This window comes from Pseudomonas sp. HP_08 (assembly GCF_055284095.1).
Genome location: NZ_JBTOQC010000010.1, coordinates 87,607 through 109,783 on the forward strand (window position 1 = coordinate 87,607; position 22,177 = coordinate 109,783).

Sequence of the window (22,177 nt, forward strand, 5' to 3'; positions counted from 1 at the left end):
TTATTGTCTACACGCGGATGACGCGCTGGTAGGAAAGGTTGCCAAAATAATCTTTTTCAGACTTTTGTGTAGTGGAAAAGTGCGTTGCGTAGATGAATCGTTGCGTCGTGGGAGCGCTTGAGTGGCTTTAGTCCGTTTTATCGATTGATAAACACCACACCGGCCTTTGAACGTTCATCCACCGTCAGTTCGAATACATCGGGCCGCGAGTAATGCCCGACCACATCGAAGTCGTACCGCGCCTTGATCAAATCCCCGGTATCGACTTCGGCAGTCAACAGTCCGGCAGCGCCCTTCAAGGGCCCCGCCAATACATCGCCCAGCGGGCCGACGATCATGCTGCCGCCGTTGATCAGCGGACGCTCGCTGTCCCAGCCCACAACGTCAATACCCAACTCGGCTGGCGACGGCTGAACCTGGCAGGCGCTGACCACAAAGCAGCGGCCTTCATGCGCAATGTGGCGCATCGAGCATTGCCATACCTCGCGCTCGTCTACGGTCGGTGCGCACCAGATCTCGACGCCCTTGGCATACATCGCGGTGCGCAACAGCGGCATGTGGTTCTCCCAGCAGATCGCCGCGCCAATACGCCCGACGGGCACATCGAACACCGGCAAGGTCGAACCGTCGCCCTGCCCCCAGATCAAGCGCTCGGTACCGGTGGGCATCAGCTTGCGGTGCTTGCCGATCAAGCCTTCGACAGGGTCGAAAAACAGCGCCGTGCAAAACAGCGAGCTGCCGGAGCGCTCGATAACGCCCACCACCAGATGGGCGCCGGTACGGCTGGACAGGCCTGCAAGTGCACGTACCTCGTCACCGTCCAGGGCAATCGCATTGTCGAAATAACGCGCATAAGCCTCACGGCCTTCCGGTAACCGGTAGCCCAGGCGCGTACCGAAGATTTCGCCCTTGGGATAACCGCCCAGAATCGCCTCGGGCATTACCACGAGTGTGGCGCCGGAGGCCACGATGGCCTCTTCGTAGGAAAGAATCAGCTCCAGCGTGTCGGCCTTGCCGCTGGGCAAAGAGCCGATTTGAAGGGCGGCAACGATTGAACGTGGCATGGCGAGGGTCCTGATCAGTAAAGTCAGGCCGATTCTAGAGGTGCCGGGCGCCATGAATGAATAGCGATTGATTATTACCGGATATGAACCAGATGAATATCAGCGCTGCCCGGCCTTGAAGCCACCGGCCTGCGCGAAGCACTCGATAATGGCCGCCCGGGCCTCGATCACCGGCGCCTCGATCAGCTCCTGGGTTCGCCAGCCCAGTTCGATCGGGTAACGGCGCAGTGCGACCGGACACGGCAATACCTGCAACCCGCACAGTTGCGCAATCGCCTGCGCCGCATGGTCCGGGATGGTCGCAATGGCCCGTGTGCCCTTGAGCAGATAAGGCAGCGCCGCAAAATGCGTGGTCGACGCCAGCACGCGGCGCTTGAACCCCAACAGCGCCAGACCCTCATCGACCACGCCGATAAAACCGCCCGAGGAAATCAATATCTGCTCAAGCTCGACAAACTGCTCGACATTGAACGTCGCAGGCTCCAGTCGCGTCTGCGCAGGGTCGACCACACAGCTATAACCACCCTCGCCCAATAACTGGCGGCTCAGCACCCGGCTGGAAATGCCGCCCGAAGTAATGGCCAGATCGATACTGCGATCCAGCAACGCATCGCTGACGATCTGGCTGTGGGTCTGGCGAAAGATCACCCGCAGTTGCGGTGCCCGACGCGCCAGAACCGCCATCAACTGGCGACCGATAGCGATTTCGAAGTCATCGGAAAGACCGATCGTCACCGAGCGACCGGCGAAACTTTCAGGCATCGGCAAGGCCATGCTCAGGCTCTGCCGGCATTTATCCAGGGCCTCGGAGATAACCGGTTTGAGTTGATTGGCAAGCAAGGTCGGTGTCAGGCCCCGACCGGTGCGCAGGAACAATTGATCGGCATATAAAACCCGCAACCTGGACAAGGCGGCACTGACGGCCGATTGCGTAACCCCCAGCAAAATTGCCGCTCGGCTGGCACTGCCCTCATCAAACAAGGCTTCGAAGACCTTGAGCAGGTTGAGGTCGGTGTTGGCGATATTCATGGCGGGCAGTGTCCGAGGCTGGCGATGAGGGTTGATTACTCTATCGCGAATGCCTGGGCGCGACGCCATGCTATGCTCCAGCAATTTTTCAGGGACCCGAATATCCCCCAGACAAGGGCAATCCCGGATAGTGAGCATGCACATCAGAGCGTTCCAGCTACACAACTTCGGGCGGTTCGAATCACTCGAAGCTTCGTTCATGGAAAACGAAACCAGCGCTGCCAGGGTCATCGTCCTGGTTGGTAACAATGGTGCTGGCAAGACGTCCATTCTCAAGGCGCTGGCGACCTCACTCAGCTGGTTTGTCAGTCGCCTGCGCACAGAGAAAGGCAGCGGCAGTCCAATTGCCGATCATGCTATTCGCGAGGGCGCATCCTCGTCAGCCATCGACATCGATGTCAGTGACATTTCAGCAGGGCAAGAGCCTTTTCGCTGGTCGGTGGCACGCTCTCGACCCGGCATGAAGGGAAAGCACGCCTCTGCGCTGACGGGGGTTTCGAAACTGGCTGATCACTATCGATCACAATTAACCCGTACCGACAGCAGTAGCCTTCCACTGGTGGCCTACTACCCCGTGGAGCGCTCTGTCCTTGAAGTGCCCTTGAAAGTCAAAAAGACAAATGCCTTCTATCAATTGGTCGGCTATGACGACTTCCTGAGCCCTTCAGTGAACTTCACAAAATTTTTCGAGTGGTTCAGGGACCGCGAAGATCATGAGAATGAACGGGGCAGTCAGCGTTTCATCAGTGATTACAAACGAGACGAACTTGAGCGATTGAGTCAGCTTTTTGAGTCTCTGGATACCCGTGCTGTCGACAAGATTCCGCCTCAGGACTCTAGAGTATTGCGCAATGACTTGGAAAAACTACAGACGATGATGCATGAGCTTCGGGATATTACGACAGCTCCCAAGGATCCCCAATTGTCAGCGGTTCGCTCGGCAATCGAGCACTTCATGCCTGGCTTCTCCAACTTGCGTGTCCAGCGCAAGCCACAACTGCAATTGATGGTCGACAAAGGCAAGCTGACGCTCAATATCCTGCAACTTTCACAGGGCGAGAAAACCTTGATGGCATTGGTAGGAGACATCGCAAGGCGCCTGGCGATGATGAACCCTGCCCTTGACGATCCTCTACAAGGTCAGGGCATCGTGCTGATCGACGAAGTGGACATGCACCTGCACCCAACCTGGCAGCGTGAAATCATCCGTAACCTGACCCGGACATTCCCAAACTGCCAGTTCATCCTGACCACTCATTCACCGCTGGTGATCAGTGATTACCCGGAGGTGCTGGTGTTCGCCTTGAACGATGGTCAACTGGACAAGGTACCGTCACAGTTCGGGCAGGATGCCAATACCGTGCTGCTGGATGTTATGGATACGCACATCCGCAACCCGGGCATTGATGCAAAGCTGAACGATGCGCTGGACGCCATTCAGGCAGGCCGCTTGAATGAAGCGCGGCAAATCATCGAAACACTCGACTCCCAGTTACCGCCATCGAACCTGGAACTGACCAAGGTCAAACTGTTTCTTCGCAAGCAGGAATTGCGCCTTGCGAAAAATTGATAAGGGCGCAGAGCCGCAAGCCTTAACACGCTTCAAGGCACGAAACCCAGGCAAACATTACAACGATCTAGATCATTCAGAACGTTTAGCCATCAGATTCACCTGCACAGTCGAGCAGTTGTACCTGTGCGCCTACTGTTGCACGCAAATATCGGGTGAGCAGCCGGACACCATGAATGAGCACCTCTTGTGCCGTGATGGCCATCCTCATTTGAGCCTGGCATACGACAACATTGTTGCGAGTTGTACGACACCAGGGCAATGCGACGCTGCCAAAGGCAAACGCTCAGCGCCTCTCTCGCCACTGATGAGCGAATGTGAAAAGGAACTACGCTTTCTCATCAGTGGCCGGGTTGAAGGACTTACCCCCCGAGCCATCGAAACCATTGCGGTACTGAACCTTGGCGATCATGAGGTTCGCAACAAAAAGCTGGTGGAAAAACGCCGGCAATTATCACGAATGTTATTACTGGAAAATGGGTTCGAACCGTCCTCACCCCTTGAGGATGATGAACTGTTGCAAATACTGATCGATGACCTCAGCCGTCCCGATCAAGGCAAGCTTCAATGCTTTGCTCCCGTGGTGGTCAACATCCTCAGAGGCTGGATTAGTGCCGGAACGAGGGAGACCTGACCGTCTACCAACTCACAACGGGCAAGTTTTCGAGATAGCTTACCGTGTCATCATCCCTAGCTCTTCCTTCTCCCCAAGACCAAGACTCTATAGGCCCAAAACCAAAACTTTCGGCCTCAGCGCCATCTTTTTCAATCCCGTAACGCATATACCCAAACGAAGAAGCCTCACCATTACTCAAACGTGCGCCCTTATGCGCAATATAAACCTTTAATGTCGGCATACTTCCCTCTCACTTTGGCTGATTGGCTTTGACAAAAGCCACTCTTGTTTCAATCCCTTGATGCCTCTTACCACGCCCGAACCGTTCAACCTCAACTCTATAACTGCCCTTCGGCAAAAAAAACCGGCATATTTCTGCGTAAACCACAGACCTGCTTGCAGCATAAGTATTGGGGCTAACGGTGTAACAGTGATGCCTCTCAGCACCACCCACTTTATCCAAAACCATGACATCCATATCAAATGCAGCTCCAAGCTTATCCCACTCCCCACTTACTCCCCTCAAAGAACCACCCGCTACTTTCAGAGCTTTTTCATGGCCGCCTTCCTCCTCAGGATCAAACAAATAGTGCAACTCAACCGCGTACGTTCCATTTCCAACCTTGATATCAAAAATAGACTTCGCATTATCTTCACCCAGGTCCACCACTTCCCACGCGATCATGGACGTCCCCCATGGTGTCGTGGAAAGTAAAATCAGGAGCAAAAAGATAACGATTGCCGTGCGTTTCATTAGCACCTCATCATCCGACACATTCCAACGAAATCAACGCCCTCTCAAACTTTCCTGCACATGCTGCTGCAAAGGACCAAGAAAAAACTCAATAACTCTTCGCTTATCGATCATGACTTCTGCTGTCACCGCCATACCCGGCGATAACTTTATCTCCTTGTCCTTTATATTCAGCCGGTCGGTATTCAGACGGATCTTGCTGCTGTAAATGAGTCCGTACTTCTCATCTTCAATAGCGTCGTTAGAGACGCTGATCACTTCACCTTCGACGATCCCGTACTTTGTGAAATTGAAGGTTTCTATTTTCACGCTGACGCGTTGGCCGGCATGGACAAAACCGATGTCCTTGTTTTCCAGCATTGCTTCCACTTCTACCGGCTGTTGGTCGGGAACCAGAACCATGAGTGGCTGTGCAGGCGTGACCACGCCGCCAACGGTATGCACGTTCAATTGCTGGATGGTCCCATCGACCGGTGCTTCGAGGAGGCTGAGACTTTCCTGATAACGGACTTTGGTCAGCTCCTGGCCAAGCGTCGCTACTTTCTGGTCAGCCTGTTGCAACAAATCGAGCATGGCGCGACGACTCTGGGCAACGACGCCTTCTCGACGACGCTGGGCTTCCTTGCGTGCCGTAGTGGATTGCAGGACGCTGGCTTGTTGCGCGCGCAGTTGACGCTCCAGATCAAGACGGGCTTGTTCTTTTTCCAGGTAAGCATGGCGGGCGATGTATTGCTTTTGCAGAAGGCGCTCGTAATCATTGGCCAGTTTGGTCGCTATCGGCAGAGCCCTTTGCAAACTGGACACTTGCTGGCTTGCGGCCTGGATATCGACCTGACGTTGCTGGATCTCGGCGTCAACACGTTCCAGGCTGTTGCGATACTCCTGATACTGCCCCCTGCAGCCAGCGCTCGGCGGCTCGCACATGTTCGACCGCATCGTCGGGCATGCTGTCTTACAGCAAGCCGGCCCTTGCAGATGGCCTGCATATTCTGCTGAACCTACATTGAATTGCATATCAGCTATTTACTTTAAATAGACGCTGATACATTCAACCCATCATTGGCTGGTCAGAGCAGAGATTATTCATGCATTCCACGGACTCAGGTAATACATAAATACCGCACATGAATGTTTTTTTTGCTGGCCTCGCGCACGGCGCGGCCAAGCAACGGAGTTGGCGTCAGGACGATCAGCAATAACTATTCACTTATTCACCCTGATGTTCCAGTTTCAAAGCCCGCTTCCAGCTATCCAGCGCCGTCAGGCGCTCAAGGTAGGCCGTCAGATGCGGGTATTGCGTGCCCGCCTGCAACTGCTCGACGACCGTAATGGCGACAAAAGCCAGCATGAAATCTGCACCGGACAATTTTTCACCCACGATAAAGGTCTTGTCGGCGAGGACGCGGTCAAGAAACCCCAACACCTTTTCAAATTCGGTCTGCGTGTAGCCATCAAGAAACTTCAATTGCGTGCCGGCATTGGCCTCAAGCTGGGTAAATACCTTGAGCAGGACCGGCACCATCGCCGAGCTTTCCGCAAAGTGAATCCATTGCAGATACTGAAGATAATCCGGCGATGTGAATGCAGGCTCCAGGCGGGGTTCGAATCGACGAATCAGGTACTCGACGATGGCGCCTGACTCAACCAGCACTTGCCCTTCAAACTCAATCACGGGCGACTTGCCCAGCGGATGGATGTTCTTCAAGGAGTCGGGGGCAAGGTGTGTGACAGGATCACGTTGATAGCGAATCAGCGTGTAGGGCTGTCCGATCTCTTCCAGCAGCCAGAGGATACGCAGGGAACGGGATGCATTGAGGTGATGAAGTGTGATCATGACGGGTCTCGTAGTCAGTAATTTTGTCACGCTGCGCCTGAGCCCTTGAAGGGCTCAGGCAGACTCGGCGATGTCTCTCACTTGCCATGGAAAAACGCTGCAAGCGCGTGTGCCTTATCCGCATAGGGCGCCCGCAAGCGAAGATTAGATGCGCCGTCCTGGCTTTGCACGACCACCGGTTTCGCATGGCTAAAGCGCCGGAAACCATGGACGCCATGGTAGGCCCCGATGCCTGAGGCACCGACTCCACCGAATGGCAAGGTGTCGATTGAGGCATGGGTCATGACATCGTTGATCACCAGGCCGCCGGAAATCGTTTGAGCGATGAATTGTGCTTGAAAAGCGGCGTCATCACCGAAGTAGTAAGCCGCCAGAAGACGCGGATTGGCGTTGATGTAAGCGATAGGCTCATCAGCGTTGCGGTAGGTTTTAATGGGAAGAAGAGGCCCGAAAATTTCTTCCTGCATGATGGCCATATCGTCCGTCACGTTGAGCACCAAGTGCGGAGCAATCTTGCAGGTGTGCGCATCAGAAGAAACCTCGCCGCCCTGGCCGTCGTCAATCGGTTGATTGCCTCGCCCCATTTTGTCAGCGCACTCGAGGCCGAACCCATACTTGCCTACAGCCTCGCCCTGCCGCTTATTGATGCCTGGCTGGCGCTGAACAGAATCGATATAAAAACCTCGATGCCCGCCATGGTCGGTCAGGACCTGAGAACATTGCGAACGCTGCTGATTGACGGGGCCACGGGTTTCTTGAGGTCCATCGACTCGATGGCCTTGTCGTATTCATTGCATTAGAGGTGCGCAAACATTATTGGGCATCGCTGGCCGACAATCGCGCCGCTCCTGCCCGCTCTACCAGCGCCAACGCCAATGCGCACACCGAGAACACGATCAGCAACCAGACCACGGTATTTTCCAGCGATTGAAACGGCGATTCGACAAGCATATCCATGAGGCTTTTCCAGAACAGGGCGTGGGTATTGCGACGCGCCTTTGTTCAGGTAGCCCGCGAAATGATGGGGTCCGCGCAACCTGCGGACGAGTGCATGATGGCCAAATATGTATAGATCCTGAAGGAATTATTTGTTCTGTTTACATAATCAAGACACATAAGGGACACAGCACTCGCATATTCCCATCCCGTCTAAAAACCCAATCTTTGATTCTTTTTAAAACACTCCTGATTCAGGCACAGTTGGCGCGCCCATACCTTCACGAGCCGTCCCGCCTCATGCATCTGGATCTGCGTCAACTGCGCCACTTCATCGCCCTGGTCGAACACCGCAACTTCGGCCTGGCGGCGCAGGCGGTGAATATTTCCCAGTCGGCGTTCAGCCGCAGTATTCAGGCGCTGGAGCAGAGTTTTGGCGCGCGCCTGATTGATCGCACGCGCAATCTGGAGCCGACCAAGAAAGGCTTGATCGTGCTGGAACATGCACGGTTGATGATTGGCAATGCGCATGACCTGATCAATTCGGTGCGCCAGTTCAACGAGCGTGAGGCCGGCGAGTTGTCGTTTGCCTGCGGGCCGGCGCCGGCAGCGTGGTTGATGCCGCAGGCGCTGGGTCTGTTTACCCGGCGTTTACCCAAGGTGCGGCTGCGTTTTCATGTCGATAACTGGCAGGCCTTGGGGCAGCGGTTACTGTCGGAGGAATGCGAGTTCTTTGTCGCCGATGCGCGCAATTTCGAGCATGACCCCGATTACCGCGTCGAACTGCTCAGTCAGCATCGCTGGGGTTTCTGCTGCCGCAGCGATCATCCGCTGGCAGCGCTTGAGCAGGTTACGGTCGAGCAGTTGTTCAGCTACCCGCTGGCCGGCAGCGTGCGCCCGCCCAACCTGCGCAAGGCGCTGGTGGAATTGAGCGGGCGACCGGATTTTCAGACCAGTATCGAGTGCGATAACGGCTACAGCCTGATCAGCGTGATCCAGCATTCCGACGCCATCGGCACCACCAATGTCAGCCGCAACAACCCGTATTTGCGCCAGGGCCTGAAACTGCTGGATGTACAGGGCCTGGACCCGCAGTTGCCGGAGTTTTACACCCACTACGGCATCGTCAGCCGCGCCGGGTACAAGCTGTCGTTTCTCGGCCAGGCGCTGATCGATTGCTTTCACGAGGCCGACAAAGCGATGCAGGCACTCGAGGCTCAGGATGAGCTATAGACCCGAAAGCGGCTGATCGCTTGCCGCGACCACACCGAGCGAAAGCCGAAATACCCCGCTGTTGGCCGGCCTTCCAGCGCTTGCTTGAACATCATTTGGTCATCGACCCAATACGAGGTCTGCTGCTCGTCCGCCTCGATACGAATCCGGTAGATGCGCCCCGCTTCCAGCAGCGCCTCAGTGTCCAGTCGCTCGCCGAGCATGTGCCGCTCGCCGCTGCCGTCGTACCAGCGAAAACGGGTGGTGCTGTTGCCGTTGCCGCCCATGCCCACGTACCAGCTGGCCATGGAGTCGTAGGACTCCAGCACGCCATCACGCGCGGCCAAATGCGGCGGGCGAACGGCGCCGGCTTCGTGGGCGCCCCAGAAAACGTTCATGTCGCTGAGCCGGTCGTTATCAAGACCTGCCACCAGCACCTGGCGCAGAAACTCGATGCGGTAGTTGCCCGATAGAGGACGGTCGAGCCAGACGGTCATGCCGGCCTGGGTGTCCATGATCAGCCGCTGCTGTTCGACATACACCTGCGAGCCTTGCGGCTGCTGGCTTTCGATGCGCCAGCGGCGGTGGTCCAGCGCGCTGAAGTCATCTTGCTCGACCAGGCCTGTAGATACGGGGGGTCGAGCCACGGGGGATTGCATAAATACGCCCTCTGAACGGGTAGAAATCGGTGGTGTCATTGCCCCATCGCCAACAAGGCCATGGCAGTCAGGCCCCACTGCGCCACGGCGTTGGTCGACAGATTGGCCGCGCCCGAGGTGCCGGCCTGTTCGTCGATGACCGACACCGGATCAGGCTCGTCGAGCGGGTACAGGTAAGCCGGTGGCTCGACACGGTGCAGGCGGCGGTTGGGTTTTGGAATGCCGCCGGAACCTGCAAAAAACTCCTGCCAGGCTCGCTGAACCAGCGCCGGGTCCTTGAGCCGGTAGCCGGCAAAGGCGGTCAGGCGTGCATGGCCCTGAGCGAGGTTGAAGTTACCCAACGCCTGACCAAGGGCTTTCTGGCGCTCGGCGGCGGGTGCGTTGTACAGCCGGCAGTAATCCAGCCAGGCTTGCTCGAACCGCGCCGAGGGCAAGACTTGCAGCAGTTCACTGCAGATTTCGGCCAGGCCGAACACTGCCGAGAGGTGCGACACGCTGAGCTTGCCTGTGGTGTTGAGGTCGAAGCGGCCGCTGGCCAGGTCCATGTTGGCCACGCCTGTGAAGAAGCCGTGCGGCTGGGCGGCGATGGATTCCATGCTGGCGAGCAGCCGCTGACCGATGGCCGGATCGCCGCTGCGCTCCCACTCGGTCAGCCAGGCCGCCGCAATCGCGCCCCAGTCGGTGCCGAAACTGATACTGGCGTAGCCCTCGCGCGGGTCGGCTTGCTGGCCGATCTTGCGTCCCGGCACCACCTCGCGCAGGGTGCGCAGCGCCTCGACCTGCTCGTGCAGCAAGTCGCCCACACGTTCGTCGGCGGTCAGGTAATACAGAAAGCGCCGGTTGGCGGCGGTGGAGATGCGCAGTTGCTTGGCGCTGTCGCCCCAGTGCTGCACGTTGTGCCGCGAGCCCAGCGGTGCGAAACGGCCGATATGGTGAACGTCGACTTCGCCGGTGTGGCGGGTCATCGCCTCGGCCATGCGGAACACGTCCTGGCGGCCGCTGCGCAAAAAGTAGTACCACAGCCACAAATCGGTGCTCAGCTCCGAGTTGTCCCAGGCATAGCCGCCGACGTCGTAGCGCCACACATGGCGGTGCTCGTCGTAGGTGTGCATGACATCGCCGTAGTCCCAGAAGCCGTACCATTTGCGCTGTTCGACTTCGTTTTTATAAAAGTCGAAGTACCAGCCCAGTTGCGCCTCGACGTCTTGCGCACGGGCCGCGCCCTGGCTGATCGGCGCCCAACCGGGGCCGAACACGCCTGCGGCATGCAGATGTCCGGGCGTGGCCAGCAGCAGCGCAGGGTCCTGAATGCGTCGGGCGATCTGTTGCAGGTGGGCCTGGGTCGGCGTGGCGGCCACGAACTGCAACTCCAGCTCGCTGGTGCGCGCCACGCCCAGCGGCGTGTTGAAGCCCGGTTCGTAATCCTCGTAAGTGATTTCCAGCGCTTCACGCTGCTTGATGAAAGTGTCCTGGCCCAGGCCGTCGTGGTACTGGCGCAGGTCCATCGGCGCGGCTTGCGGTGCCCACAGCCACAGGGTGATCTGCGCCTGCGCGGTGTGCGCCTCGGTGATGTCGAGTTGCGCCGGATAGCTTTGCCAGAAATTGCGCAGGCCGAACACCACTCCGCCCTGCGGTGAGCCCAGATAACCGACGCCGGCGGCGCGCTGGCCGGTGGCGCTGTGCAGCCAGCTGTGGCCGCTGGCGGTGCGCTTGCTGATCTGGAAACCGTCCGGGTGCGCTTGCAGCAGCCGGTAGCTGCCGAACGCCGGAATGTACTGCAAGCGGTTGGCGACCTCGGGCGCGAACTGCTCGACCGGGCCGGTGCTGCGGCCTTCGACCTGCGCACGCAAGATTTCGTCGCCGGGGTTGCGACGCAGGCCGGTCAGGCCACGCACCGCTTCGCTGAACACCCCGCCATTGGCGCCGATAAAACGCACATGGCGGTCGTGCAGCGGTGCATTCAGTGGTGTGTCGAAGCGCAGGCCGACACCCTTTATAAAGTCGCGCTGCGCATCGGCGTCGTACACCAGGGTATGGATGATGCGCAGCGTGTCGCTGTTGGCGTAGGCATACAGGCGCACGATAAACGGCAGCAATTGGCCGTCGCCCTGTTGCTGGCGATGGCTGCCGTGCAAGGCCACCACGGCGCGCTGCGGACCGCTTTGCTCGACCACGGCCTTGTGAATCTCGCTGCGGTACTGGCGCACGGCGGCGGCCGGCTGGTCCGGGTCGCCCTGTACTTCCAGCACTAAATGTCCATTGGCCAGGAGCGGCTGACCCTGGCGCTGCACGCTGTGCAGCAGGTGCTCGCCCTCACGCCCGATCACGCAGCGCAGCAGGCCGGTGTCGAGCACGATGCCCTGCGCGCTGTCGCTGACCAGGCCGCCCTGCCCCGGCTTGACGCTGTTATCCGGGCGCAGCTGGTAATTCGCTTCAAGCGTTGCGCCCGGCGCCAGCGCATGCGCGGTCCATTTCAGGCTGCCGTCGGGCCAATAGGCCAGCGGCCAGCTTTGCAGCGCGGCGTGGCTGCCGTGTTGACCATGCAAGGCAAACTGGCTGCCGGCGGCCACTTGCCCGCGCGGCCACGGCGTGCCCCAGGTCACCCCGGCAAATGCCTGTGGCAGTTGGCCGTCCAGCCAGCCCAGCGGCGCGGTCGGCGTGCCCGGTGTTGCCTCGACAGGTGCGCCAGCCAGGGCCTGGCCGATCAGCGGCGACGCTGCGGCCAGCACAGCGCTGGTGCGCATGAAACCACGACGGTCGATCACAAAACGGCTCATCAGAAGTCGTACCCGACGGTCACACCGACGGTGCGCGGCTCGCCCGGCACACCGAACGCCGAGCCGTAATCGCCGGTGTTAAGCGTGCGGTAGTAGCGCTTGTCGGTGACGTTGTTGGCCCACAACGAGGTGTTCCAGGTGCCGTCGCCGTATTTGCCCGACAAGCCGGTCGACAGGTTGACCAGGCCATAGCCGGGAATGCGGGTGAATTCGGAATTGTCGACCGTGCCGTACGACCAGGTGCGGTAGGCGTAGCGCGCCTGGGCAAAGGCTTGCAGGGCGCCGAAGGTCTGCCACTCGTAACGAGTGGTCAGGTTGTAGGTGACTTTCGGCGAGCGGAACACCCTTTCGCCGTTCATGTTGCAAGACGTCGGCGCATTGGGCGCCAGGGATATTTCGGCCGGGCATTTGCCGTCCGGGAAGTCCAGGTACTTGTTGTCGAGTAGCGTGCCGTTGAAGTTGATGCCCAGGCCGTCGAGCGGCTTGAGCACGATGTTGGTTTCCAGCCCGCGCGAGCGCATGGTGCCGGCGTTGATCAGGTAGCTGCTCTGGCTTTCGAGGTCATAGGCGGTGGTCTGGAATTTCTCGACCTGCGACCAGAACAACGCCGCGTTGACGCTGACCCGCTCGTCCAGCCACTGGCTCTTGATGCCCAGCTCGCCGCCACGGGTGCTTTCCGGCTCGATCAACAGGCTGTCGTAACCGGCCTTGGCCGCCGCCCCGGAAGACACGTTCATGCCGCCGGATTTCTCCGCGTAGGCCAGGGTCAGGTAACCCTGCAGGCTGGGCGTGAAGAAGTAGCTGAAGTTGATCATCGCCGCCGGCAGCACTTCGTACTGGTTCAGCTCGCCGGAGTCGAAGTCGTTCTTGTTGACGCGGCGGAACGCGCCGGATTTTTTCTCGTAGCTGGCACGCAGCCCGGTGGTCACATCGAAGGCATCGCTCAGGTGCCAGGTGCCCTGGGCAAACAGCGAAAACACCGTGTCGTCGATCTCGCCCCAGCGCTGCACCAGCTTGCCGGTGTTGGTATTGGAGCCGTAATACTGCGTCACCTGCGCGCTGCTGCCGTAGTAGTCGTGGGCATAGGTGTCGAGGTTTTCGCCCCAATAGACCGCGCCCAGGGCGTAGTCGAAGAACTCGCCCTTGGGCGAATCCAGGCGAATCTCCTGCGACCAGACGCGGTCGCGCACATCGGCGCCGCTGCCGGCAAACAGGTTGATATCGGTGCCGTCGGTGTTGTTTGGCTGGTAGCCGAAATAGCGGTAGGCGGTGACCGAGCGCAGGTTGTAGCCGCCGGCCAGTGTCCAATTGGCTTCGGCCGACAGGCCGCCCTGATTCACATAGGCGCGGTTTTCTTCATCGGTGTTGACCCGGTAACCGCCGCCCACTACGCGGGCGCCGATCAGGTTGGTACGGGCCAGGTACGGCACTGCGCCGTTGATGCTGTGGGCCTCGTCGAGCACCGAGACCGGGTAGCTGGTGGCCTTGTTGTAGTCCGCGATGACCCGCAGGCTGAAATCGTCGGCCGGCGTCCACAACACCTGGCCGCGCACGCCGTCCTGATTGCTGCCGCCCAGTTCGTGGCCGGTGTATTCGTTCTTGATATAGCCGCCCTTCTCGGTGTGCGACAGGTTGATGCGCCCGGCCAGCGTATCGGTCAAGGGGCCTGAGAACATTGCCTGGGTCTGGGTGTAGCCGCGCTGGCCGATGGATTGGCGCAGCGAGCCTTCAGGGGTGAACGTCGGCTTGCGGCTATGAATATCGATGGCGCCGCCGGTGGTGTTGAAGCCGCGCAAGGTGCCTTGCGGGCCGCTCAGCACTTCGGCGCTGTCGATGTCGAGCAGGTCGTTGGAGAGCATGCCGGGCCGGCTCAGGTACACGTTGTCGAGAAACAGCCCGACGCTGCTGGGCATGCCGATATTGATCTCGGTGCCGCCGCCGTCGCCCACGCCGCGAAGGGTCAGGCGGGTGTCAAAGGCATCGACCGTGGCCACGTCCAGACCTGAAGCCACCTGTTGCAGGTCTTCGAGGCGATAGATGCCTTGCTGCTCCAGGGTCTTGCCGCTGAGCTTGCGCACCGAGGACGGCGGTTGCTGGGCGTCGGCCTGACGCTCGCCCTCGACCTGCACGGTGGCCAGCTGCGTGCTGCTGTCGGCCAGGGACAAGGTCGGTGCCAGGCTCAAGGCCAGGGCGGTCATCCAGGGCAAGGCGGTGTACTGCGGCAGAAGTTTCATGACGGTTTCCAGAGGACGAGTTCAGGCGAGCCGGCAGCCTTGGCAGTCGGCGCTTAAAAGGTGGATTCAGCGAGCGGCGGCGTCTAAAAACTGCGGGGCCAGCCAGTGCGTCAGGTCGATGTCGCGGCGGATCAGGCGCGCCTCCCTGGCCGTGGCGATGGCCTGGCCGAGGCGCTCGACAAAGGCCGGGTCCAGCTCGGGCGAGAGCAAAGTGCTCAGCGGCGGCGCGTCTTGCAGGTCGGCGCGCAGCAACTCGACCGGGTAGGCAGCCTGTTCGGCCAGCAGGTGCAGATAGGCTTCGCGGTTGTCCGGCTGGCTGGCCCATTGCGAGGCTTCGCGCTGCACCTGAACGATGCTGTCGATCCAGTCCGGGTGCTGCTCGATCAGGCGGCCGGACACCAGCACCAGCCCGGCCAGTTCACCGGCACCGCCGAGGCTGCGGGTCGACACCGGCACATCGGCCTGGCCGCGGGCCTTGAGGGCCAGCACGTTGGCGCCGCCCCAGGTCGCGTCGATCTGCCGGGCGGCCAGCGCCGCGCTGGCAGCGGCAAAGTCGAGGTTGACGACCTTGAGGTCTTTTTCGCTCAGGCCGGCGGTGCGCAAGGCGCCAATAAACGATAACTGCGCCGCCGTGCCACGGAACACCGCGACGCGCTTGCCCTTGAGGTCGGCGATGGAATGAATGCTGGAGCCCGGCGCCACCGCCAGATAATGCGCCACGCCACGGGCGGCCACCGCAACGACGCGGGTGTCGAGGCCGCCGGCCTTGCCGATAATGCTGCCCAGATCGCCCAGATACGCCATGTCGATCTGACCGTTGGCGAACGACTCGTTGATCAGCGGCGCAGCGCCTTTGATGAAGTGCCATTTGACCGCGACGCCCTTGCCGGCCAGCGCCTTTTCCAGACGCTGCTGGGCGTGGATCACATCGACCAGCGCGCCACCGGCCGGCTTGCCACCGGCGCCGATATCGGACACGGCAACGTTAAGCTGCAACCGCTCGGCGAAGGCTGGCGCACTGGCCAGACCCAGGCTTACTGACAGCGACAAGACAACGCGGGACAGGGCAAGAGACAGGGACAACATGTTCACTCCGGATTCAATCGCCAACTCCCAGGCTGGCTGCACGGCGCCTTTTAATCACACGTGCAGGCCGGACGCTAAATACCGAAAGCGCTCTTTTATATTCCTTTAGCGCATAAGCCAGTCACTTCAAGGCGTGTAGCGGTTATGTGCAAAGCGCAAAAAAATGTTGATGAAAACGCATTGGCCGTCAGTACAAGCCACACGGTTCAATGCGCGGCCCTTGATGGCCCACACTCGCGAGCCCGTGATGACCGCCCTGCCCTCCACGACCGCTTCATCCACCCGTCTCGCGCCCGTGCTGCTGACCATCGCCCTGGCCCATTGCCTGAACGACCTGTTCCAGGCCGTGCTGCCTTCGCTGTACCCGCAGCTTCAGGCGCACTACCGGTTGAGCTACGCGCAGATCGGGCTGATCACGCTGATGTTTCACCTGACTGGCTCCTTGTGCCAGCCACTGGTGGGTTGGTGGACCGATCGCCGTCCGTGCCCGTGGCTGTTGCCGTGGGCGATGCTGTTCATGGCTGCGGGCATGGCGCTGCTGGCACTGGCCCAGGGCTTTGGCGGTTTTTTGCTGGCAGCGGCGGTGATCGGCCTGGGGTCGTCGATCTTTCACCCGGAAGGTTCGCGCGCCGCCAGAGCGGCTGCCAACGGTCGGCTGGGGCTGGCGCAATCGGTGTTCCAGCTGGGCGGCAATGTCGGCTCGGCGGTGGCGCCGCTGTTGCTCGCCACCCTGCTGCTCATGCCTGTTGCACACCTGGCCGGCTGGATGGTCGGGCTGGCCCTGCTGGGGTTTTTGTTGTTGCGCAGCGCCGTGCGCGTCAGCCAGACGGCGCCCTCAATCGTCACGGCAACACGTTCGCCGCTGGGCCTGCTGCCGCGCCGACGCAAGGCGCAGGCCCTGAGCCTGCTGGTGGTGCTGGTGCTGTCCAAATACGTGTACCTGGCGTGCATCGCCAACTTCTATACCTTCTTTCTGATCGAGCGCTTTGCCATGAGCATTCGCGAAGCGCAGGTGTACCTGTTCGCTTTTCTGCTGGCAATGACCCTGGGCACCCTGTTCGGCGGGCCGCTGGTGGACCGGCTGGGACGGCGCAAGGTGATCATCCTGTCGATTCTGGGCGCTTGCCCGTTTGCGCTGTGGCTGCCGCATGTGCCGCAGCCTCTGACGCTGCCGGTGTCGCTGCTGATCGGCGCGGTCATCGCCTCGGCATTCGCCGCCATTTTGTTGATGGCCCAGGACCTGCTGCCAGGCCGCATCGGCCTGGTGGCCGGCGCGTTCTTCGGTCTGACGTTCGGTATCAGCGGCATCGCAGCGGCAGGGCTCGGTGTGCTGGCCGATCACCATGGCGTAATCGCGACCTTTGAATGGGCCGGTTATCTGCCGCTGCTGGGGATGCTGGCCCTGGCACTGCCGGGTGATGCACGCATCCCTGGCCGTCGCAATATGTAACGCCTTCAGCCTGACATGGGCCTCTAGAGTGCAGCCTCATTCGTCAGTTGGCGCGCCGTTGCCAACATGATTCATCGCCAGGAGGCCACCTTGTCAGACCGTCCCGACAATTTTTTTCACCCGCAACAACTTGCCGTCGCCTTCATGCAATGTGCCGCCAGGGCACTGCGCGAACAGCAAATCGACCCACAGGAACACGCCTGGCTGGAAGCGATGGTGAGCACCGCCACAGCCCACGGCTCAGCCAGGATCGACCTGCTCGGGGTCGACGATGGCAGCGACCCGCCAGCGCTGACCGGGACGCTGATGTTCAGCGACCCTGGCACGCCCTCCTGGCGGGTCTTCCTGCAAAGTCCGATTTATGGCCTTGAAGCATTCGACAATCGTGTCGCCGCCGAAGAAACCCTGCGCCAGCGCATCACCCAGCACGAGACGACGCTGGAAGCCTCCCTGGTGCAAGGCGAGGTGTTTACCGCGCAAATGAATGGCTACCTGAGCCAGCGCGCCAGGCGTCTTGAACGGATGGCCGAAGCATTGGCCCGGTTACCCGCACTGGACGAGATCGGCAACAACATGACCACCGCCGACAGCGCTACGGACTACCAGCGAGCCTTGCATCAGTTCTGGAAAACCGCGACGTCAGGCTCCAAGCACTTGCATCAACTGGCGAGCAAAACCTTCGCCGAAGGGTTTTACCAGGACCTGGCGGAGGCTCGCCTGACAATCGGTCAGACGCCAAACCTGCAACTGGACCCCGAGTGGCACCCTCTTCGTGCCCCCGCCATGCGCTGCGAGAAAATCCTCGTGCGCCTGGGCAACGAATGGGTCGAGTTGGCCGGCGCCTTTACCTTCGGCCTTGAAACCGAGAACGAGCGGATGCTGTTCTGGCCGTACACCGGCCTGCTGCCGATGGCCAGCCACGGCGCAATCAACACGTATCTGGATGGACTGGCCGCGCCGCAAAACCTGCCCTTGAACCGTGTCGAACAATGGCACGTCGCAACCCCGCGCGCCTATAAAACCCAGCCCATCACCCAGTCGGTGTTTGTTGACCGGATTGATTCGATCGTGACGCTGCAGGAACTCAACCTGGCGCACATCCTGTCCACGGCAAGCGATGAGGTGCCCGCTGCACAGGTCGCCGTGAATGCAGCCCTGGACGTGCGCGCATTGATCGATCGACGCCTGCAGGCACTGGACCCGACCCTGCGCTGGACCCAGTACGTCAACCTGGCGGGGCGACACCCGCCGGCGACCAATCCGGTGTTCAAGCCGTTACTGCAGAGCATAGAGCGGCTGGCGTGGCTGGGCGGTGAGCGCGATGCGCTTTACCAGGTCATGCCCGGGGTGAGGACGGTGGCGCAGCGACTGTTGAAGCCGGCGCTGGCCGTGTTTGCCGGCAACCTTGAGCCAGACACCTTGCTGCGCCGGGCCACAGCATCGTCGCAGCAAGGGTCGGCGGTGCAAGGGCCGGCGGCGCAAGACACCAGCCTGGTCGATCTGCTGTTTCAACGGGTCAGCGGTTTTTCCAGCGTGCCCATCAGCGCCAGGGATGGCTTCTGCCGCCAGGATCTCCAGTCCCTGCCGTTCGTGCCGCCGGCGGCGATCGAGCAAATACTGAGCCTCGCGCAACCCGCATTCACCCATCAATTTGCCGCGCAACTAGAGGCCAGTCGCTCATTGAGTCTGTGCCTGGATAAACGCTGGTTGCAGGTACCGGCACTGCTGCGTACCAATCTGGAAGACGGCCTGCGCCTGGAAATGGCGCTGCACGATTATTTCGTGACACTGCCACCGGCGCTTCTGCACCGGCTCAAACAGGTACTCGACACGCCGCTTGCCAGTCAACGCCAGGCCCTGGGCCAACAGCAGACGCGCGTGTTCGGGCTGCAGCTCGACTCTGCACAGCCGAATGTGCCGGGCATACGCTTGAAGCTTGCCCTGCTCATCGACCAACCGGGTTCCATCGATCAGGCGCTGTTGTTCTGGTCACCCGTCGAAGGGCTGAAGGCCTATGCCGACCTTGAGCAACTGTCCACCACGCTGCTCCGCAACATGACCTCCGGCCCGCGCCGCGATGACTGGCTGGACCTGATGCCCGCCGTACAAGCGGCCTTCTGGAAGCCACAACAGCAAAAATCGGTCCACTGGTTTTCAGGGATCAGCACCTGGGCAATCGAGGGTGATCCGCTTGATGAGGTCCAGGCGACCCTGCAACAAGAGCAGAACGACAACGCCACAACCGCGCTGCAACTGTCCATTTCAGCGCAGTACCGGCCCGGCATTTTCGAGCCGTTCATTGATGCTGTGTACCGGCACGATGCACTTGCCGACTATTTTGAAACGCAGTCATTGCGCTTTGCCGACCTGCACACCCGCGAGGTACTGCCCGACTGGCTCAACCTGGCCGCGCCCGCAGACTTGGCGGCGTTTTCGATGTTGCTGCGCCGTGCTCAGGAAACGTTGAGGCGGGACAATAGCTATCTGTTTGGCATCCCGACGATTGCCGATTTCACACGCAAGCAGTTGTACACACGCCTGGCCCAGGATTTTGCCGCACAGCCCATCGACCCCGATGAGGTGATCATCACCCTGAAATCCTTTACCGCAGCGCCTGTCCCCACAGGCCAGATTCCTTCGGCAATATCGGCGGCCACCCTTGTGGCCGAATACAGCCTGACCCAGGCTGCCACTGACCACTTCAGTAAAAATCCGGACGCGGTGATGTTCATTCGCAAGGCTGATGGCACGGCCCTGCCCACCGGGCTGACCCCGGTTTATTTAAGAGCCGTGATCAGCGAACTCGATCTGGGCGGCAAATACCTGGTGTTGTTGAGCAAAGCCTTCAGCCCTGAAAACCCGCAGCTCAGCCTGCGCCAGGAGCGCTTCAGCGCCATGGCCTGCACCACGCTGATGCTGTCGACGCTGCAGCATGTACTGGAGGACGACTGGAGCCGCAAAGCGCTGGCCTATGTCAACGCTGTTCTGGAAATGCCCGATGGGCTGGCGCGCCAGCCGGTGGACGGCCAAGCCATCCTCTTCAGTCGATTGCAGCTTCGCGCGGCAGAAGATATGGCGCCCGACCCGATCACGAATGTCTATGTCATCTACCCGGCCACTGAAGACCAGGGGCCGGTGATCGTGTTTACCGCCTTTACCAACGAAAATAATTTGCGCCTTTATCCCGACCGGGCCGCCTTGCTCACGGCGCTGCACACTGACCCGGTGTTGCAAAGCCAACTGTTTGCCCGCCTGCTGCCCGATGCCAGGCGCACCTATGACAACGGTGGCTGGCTTGAACCGCATATCCCCTGGAGCACCGAAGCCTCTTTCGATATTGCGCCCCGGACGCCCGGCCCGGTCCGGTTGCACCTGGAACCACTGACCGGCAATGCGCTGGCGGTAATGTTTCAGGACACCATCGAACACGTGAAGGTCATCGCCACGACACAGTCCATTACCAGCGCACAGGCACAGTGGCAGCGCTTCACCGACCTGATGACCCTGGGCGCCGAACAGGCCAGCGCCTTCTTGCCGGGCCGGCTTGCGGTGCTGGTCGGTCTCTGGCAGTCGAAAAGCTGGATTGGTGCGGCAACGGATGCCGCCAGAAAAAGCCAATGGGGTAAGGCGCTGTCCGAATTCGCCGCGGCCCTGGCGAGCCTGGGCAGTACGCTCGCGGTCGAAGAACCCGAAATGCCTGCGAGTTCACCCACCTCATACCCTGTGCCGACAAGCCTGAGTACAGCGCAACGGTTGCGCTCGTTCGAGGTCAGGAATGTCTCGCTGGTCAATCTGCTCAAGGACCTGGCACTGCCGATCTATCGCGAAGGCCAGATGGCTTATGCAGCGGTTCAGGGCCGGGTCTACCGAATCATCGAGCAGGACGGCGCGTGGCATATCTTCACTGGCGCCTCGCACCCAGGCCCGAAAATTCGCCTGGATGCTGAACGTCACTGGGTGCTGGATCAGCCGGACGGGCTGCGCGGCGGTGGAATCGGCAGCAGCAGGATCGATACGGTCGGCAGCGATCTGAGGGATATCGATGTGTGGCTGGAGGAGCGTTTCACGGTCAAGGCCACGGGCATGGCGCAGATCAGGACTGCCGACCGAGTCCAGGCACGTCAGATCCAGGCCGCCCATGCCCTGGCTTTACGCTATCTGCGCACCTGCCTCATCAATCTGGATGCCGACAAGAGAGCAGGCTTCATCCCCCACACCAGCGACGTCATTCTGCAAGCGGTGTTTGGCTTTCCGGCAACGCCTGCGACCCTGACGCAACGCCTGAGAAACATGGTCTCTGACATCTACGTCGACCTGCTTTCGCCCGGGCTGTCGCCCAAATCATCAACGCGCTTCATCAGCGGCGCCCACAAGCAGTCAGACAGCACGGCGGATGCGTTCGTCTTTCGCAATGATCCTTCGCGCAGGGTTTTTCTGGCCGAAAGCTTTTTCAGTTACCGGCCTGTGATTTATCCCGTTCCTGAAGCCCAGATCAGCGGCTTTGATGCGCGTACACACTTTCAGGCGGCCGTCCTGATCCACGAACTGTCACACATCAATAACAGGACCTCGGACATTGCCTACCTGGAGTCAGGTGCTCCCTTTGCCGACCTGATCAGCAGCACTCATACCCAGATTCAGGCGCAACTGCTCGACACGCAAAACCGCAGCCTGTCGTTGCATACGCCCCGGGAGCAGCTGTTCAAGATGAGCCGTAATGGCGCCCTGGAGGATCTGGGCGACAAAGATCAATACGCCTATTCAGCGGTCCTGAAGCTGACCAAGACTCGCACGCTGGAAGAGGCCCGCGATGTGTTCTACAACGACCCGATCAAGCGCTGCAATGTGATTCTGGCCAATGCCGACACCATCGCCTTGCTGGTCACCAAGCTGGGCAGAGTGCCGTTTCATGCAGTGCCGGTCTAAAACGTGCCTGTGCCGGGTCATGGCGGCCAG

General features: G+C 60.2%; 16 protein-coding genes and 1 pseudogene. 6 read left to right on the forward strand and 11 right to left on the reverse strand.

What is annotated here, in order from left to right; all coding sequences use genetic code 11:
- Positions 1–137: 137 nt before the first annotated feature.
- Complete coding sequence (locus tag ACYAS9_RS10575) at positions 138–1,064, reverse strand: carbon-nitrogen hydrolase family protein (RefSeq protein ID WP_463568243.1); 927 nt, start codon at positions 1,062–1,064, stop codon at positions 138–140.
- Positions 1,065–1,163: 99 nt separating this feature from the next.
- Positions 1,164–2,102: a LysR family transcriptional regulator gene (locus ACYAS9_RS10580; RefSeq protein WP_463568307.1), complete on the reverse strand. Its 939-nt coding sequence runs from the start codon at positions 2,100–2,102 to the stop codon at positions 1,164–1,166.
- A 127-nt stretch (positions 2,103–2,229) separates the two neighbouring features.
- Between ACYAS9_RS10580 and ACYAS9_RS10585 the strand changes: the two genes are divergently transcribed.
- The gene (locus tag ACYAS9_RS10585; RefSeq protein WP_463568244.1) at positions 2,230–3,663 is read left to right on the forward strand and encodes an AAA family ATPase; all 1,434 of its coding nucleotides are present in this window, start codon (positions 2,230–2,232) and stop codon (positions 3,661–3,663) included.
- A complete protein-coding gene (locus tag ACYAS9_RS10590; protein WP_463568245.1) occupies positions 3,650–4,297 on the forward strand; it encodes an HNH endonuclease family protein in 648 nt (215 codons plus the stop codon). Before ACYAS9_RS10585 ends, ACYAS9_RS10590 begins: the two co-directional genes overlap by 14 nt.
- Before the next feature lie 232 nt (positions 4,298–4,529).
- On the opposite strand, the gene ACYAS9_RS10595 is transcribed toward ACYAS9_RS10590, so the two are convergent.
- The 4 genes and pseudogenes from ACYAS9_RS10595 to ACYAS9_RS10610 form a co-directional block, all read right to left on the reverse strand.
- Positions 4,530–5,033 (reverse strand): hypothetical protein, encoded by a 504-nt coding sequence (locus tag ACYAS9_RS10595; protein WP_463568246.1) that lies wholly within the window; start codon positions 5,031–5,033, stop codon positions 4,530–4,532.
- Positions 5,034–5,066: 33 nt separating this feature from the next.
- Positions 5,067–5,958 (reverse strand): annotated as a pseudogene (locus tag ACYAS9_RS10600) (HlyD family type I secretion periplasmic adaptor subunit); the annotation flags it as partial.
- 282 nt (positions 5,959–6,240) lie between these two features.
- On the reverse strand, positions 6,241–6,867 hold the full coding sequence (locus tag ACYAS9_RS10605; RefSeq protein WP_463568247.1) for a glutathione S-transferase family protein: 627 nt from the start codon (positions 6,865–6,867) through the stop codon (positions 6,241–6,243).
- Positions 6,868–6,944: 77 nt separating this feature from the next.
- Positions 6,945–7,451, reverse strand: coding sequence for an aldehyde dehydrogenase family protein (locus tag ACYAS9_RS10610; protein WP_463568248.1), 507 nt, complete (start codon positions 7,449–7,451; stop codon positions 6,945–6,947).
- Here ACYAS9_RS10610 and ACYAS9_RS10615 point away from each other — a divergent pair.
- Complete coding sequence (locus ACYAS9_RS10615) at positions 7,368–7,667, forward strand: hypothetical protein (RefSeq protein ID WP_463568310.1); 300 nt, start codon at positions 7,368–7,370, stop codon at positions 7,665–7,667. The two genes, ACYAS9_RS10610 and ACYAS9_RS10615, sit on opposite strands and share 84 nt — an antisense overlap.
- Positions 7,668–7,680: 13 nt before the next feature.
- Here the strand turns inward: ACYAS9_RS10615 and ACYAS9_RS10620 are convergent, their stop codons facing one another.
- On the reverse strand, positions 7,681–7,824 hold the full coding sequence (locus ACYAS9_RS10620; RefSeq protein ID WP_463568249.1) for a hypothetical protein: 144 nt from the start codon (positions 7,822–7,824) through the stop codon (positions 7,681–7,683).
- 279 nt (positions 7,825–8,103) lie between these two features.
- Here ACYAS9_RS10620 and ACYAS9_RS10625 point away from each other — a divergent pair, with 279 nt between their 5' ends.
- Positions 8,104–9,036, forward strand: a complete 933-nt coding sequence (locus ACYAS9_RS10625; protein WP_463568250.1) for a LysR family transcriptional regulator — start codon at positions 8,104–8,106, stop codon at positions 9,034–9,036.
- Here ACYAS9_RS10625 and ACYAS9_RS10630 read toward each other — a convergent pair.
- From ACYAS9_RS10630 to ACYAS9_RS10645, 4 genes are all read right to left on the reverse strand, one after another.
- Complete coding sequence (locus ACYAS9_RS10630; RefSeq protein WP_463568251.1) at positions 9,021–9,662, reverse strand: DUF6250 domain-containing protein; 642 nt, start codon at positions 9,660–9,662, stop codon at positions 9,021–9,023. The two genes, ACYAS9_RS10625 and ACYAS9_RS10630, sit on opposite strands and share 16 nt — an antisense overlap.
- Positions 9,663–9,709: 47 nt before the next feature.
- Positions 9,710–12,451, reverse strand: a complete 2,742-nt coding sequence (locus ACYAS9_RS10635) for an exo-rhamnogalacturonan lyase family protein (RefSeq protein WP_463568252.1) — start codon at positions 12,449–12,451, stop codon at positions 9,710–9,712.
- Complete coding sequence (locus tag ACYAS9_RS10640) at positions 12,451–14,685, reverse strand: TonB-dependent receptor (protein ID WP_463568253.1); 2,235 nt, start codon at positions 14,683–14,685, stop codon at positions 12,451–12,453. The genes ACYAS9_RS10635 and ACYAS9_RS10640 overlap by 1 nt, the downstream gene beginning before the upstream one ends.
- A gap of 66 nt (positions 14,686–14,751) precedes the next feature.
- Complete coding sequence (locus ACYAS9_RS10645; protein WP_463568254.1) at positions 14,752–15,771, reverse strand: ABC transporter substrate-binding protein; 1,020 nt, start codon at positions 15,769–15,771, stop codon at positions 14,752–14,754.
- A gap of 247 nt (positions 15,772–16,018) precedes the next feature.
- On the opposite strand from ACYAS9_RS10645, the gene ACYAS9_RS10650 reads away from it, so the two are divergent.
- On the forward strand, positions 16,019–17,221 hold the full coding sequence (locus tag ACYAS9_RS10650) for an MFS transporter (RefSeq protein ID WP_463568255.1): 1,203 nt from the start codon (positions 16,019–16,021) through the stop codon (positions 17,219–17,221).
- Positions 17,222–17,311: 90 nt separating this feature from the next.
- On the forward strand, positions 17,312–22,147 hold the full coding sequence (locus tag ACYAS9_RS10655; RefSeq protein WP_463568256.1) for a hypothetical protein: 4,836 nt from the start codon (positions 17,312–17,314) through the stop codon (positions 22,145–22,147).
- Positions 22,148–22,177 lie beyond the last annotated feature (30 nt).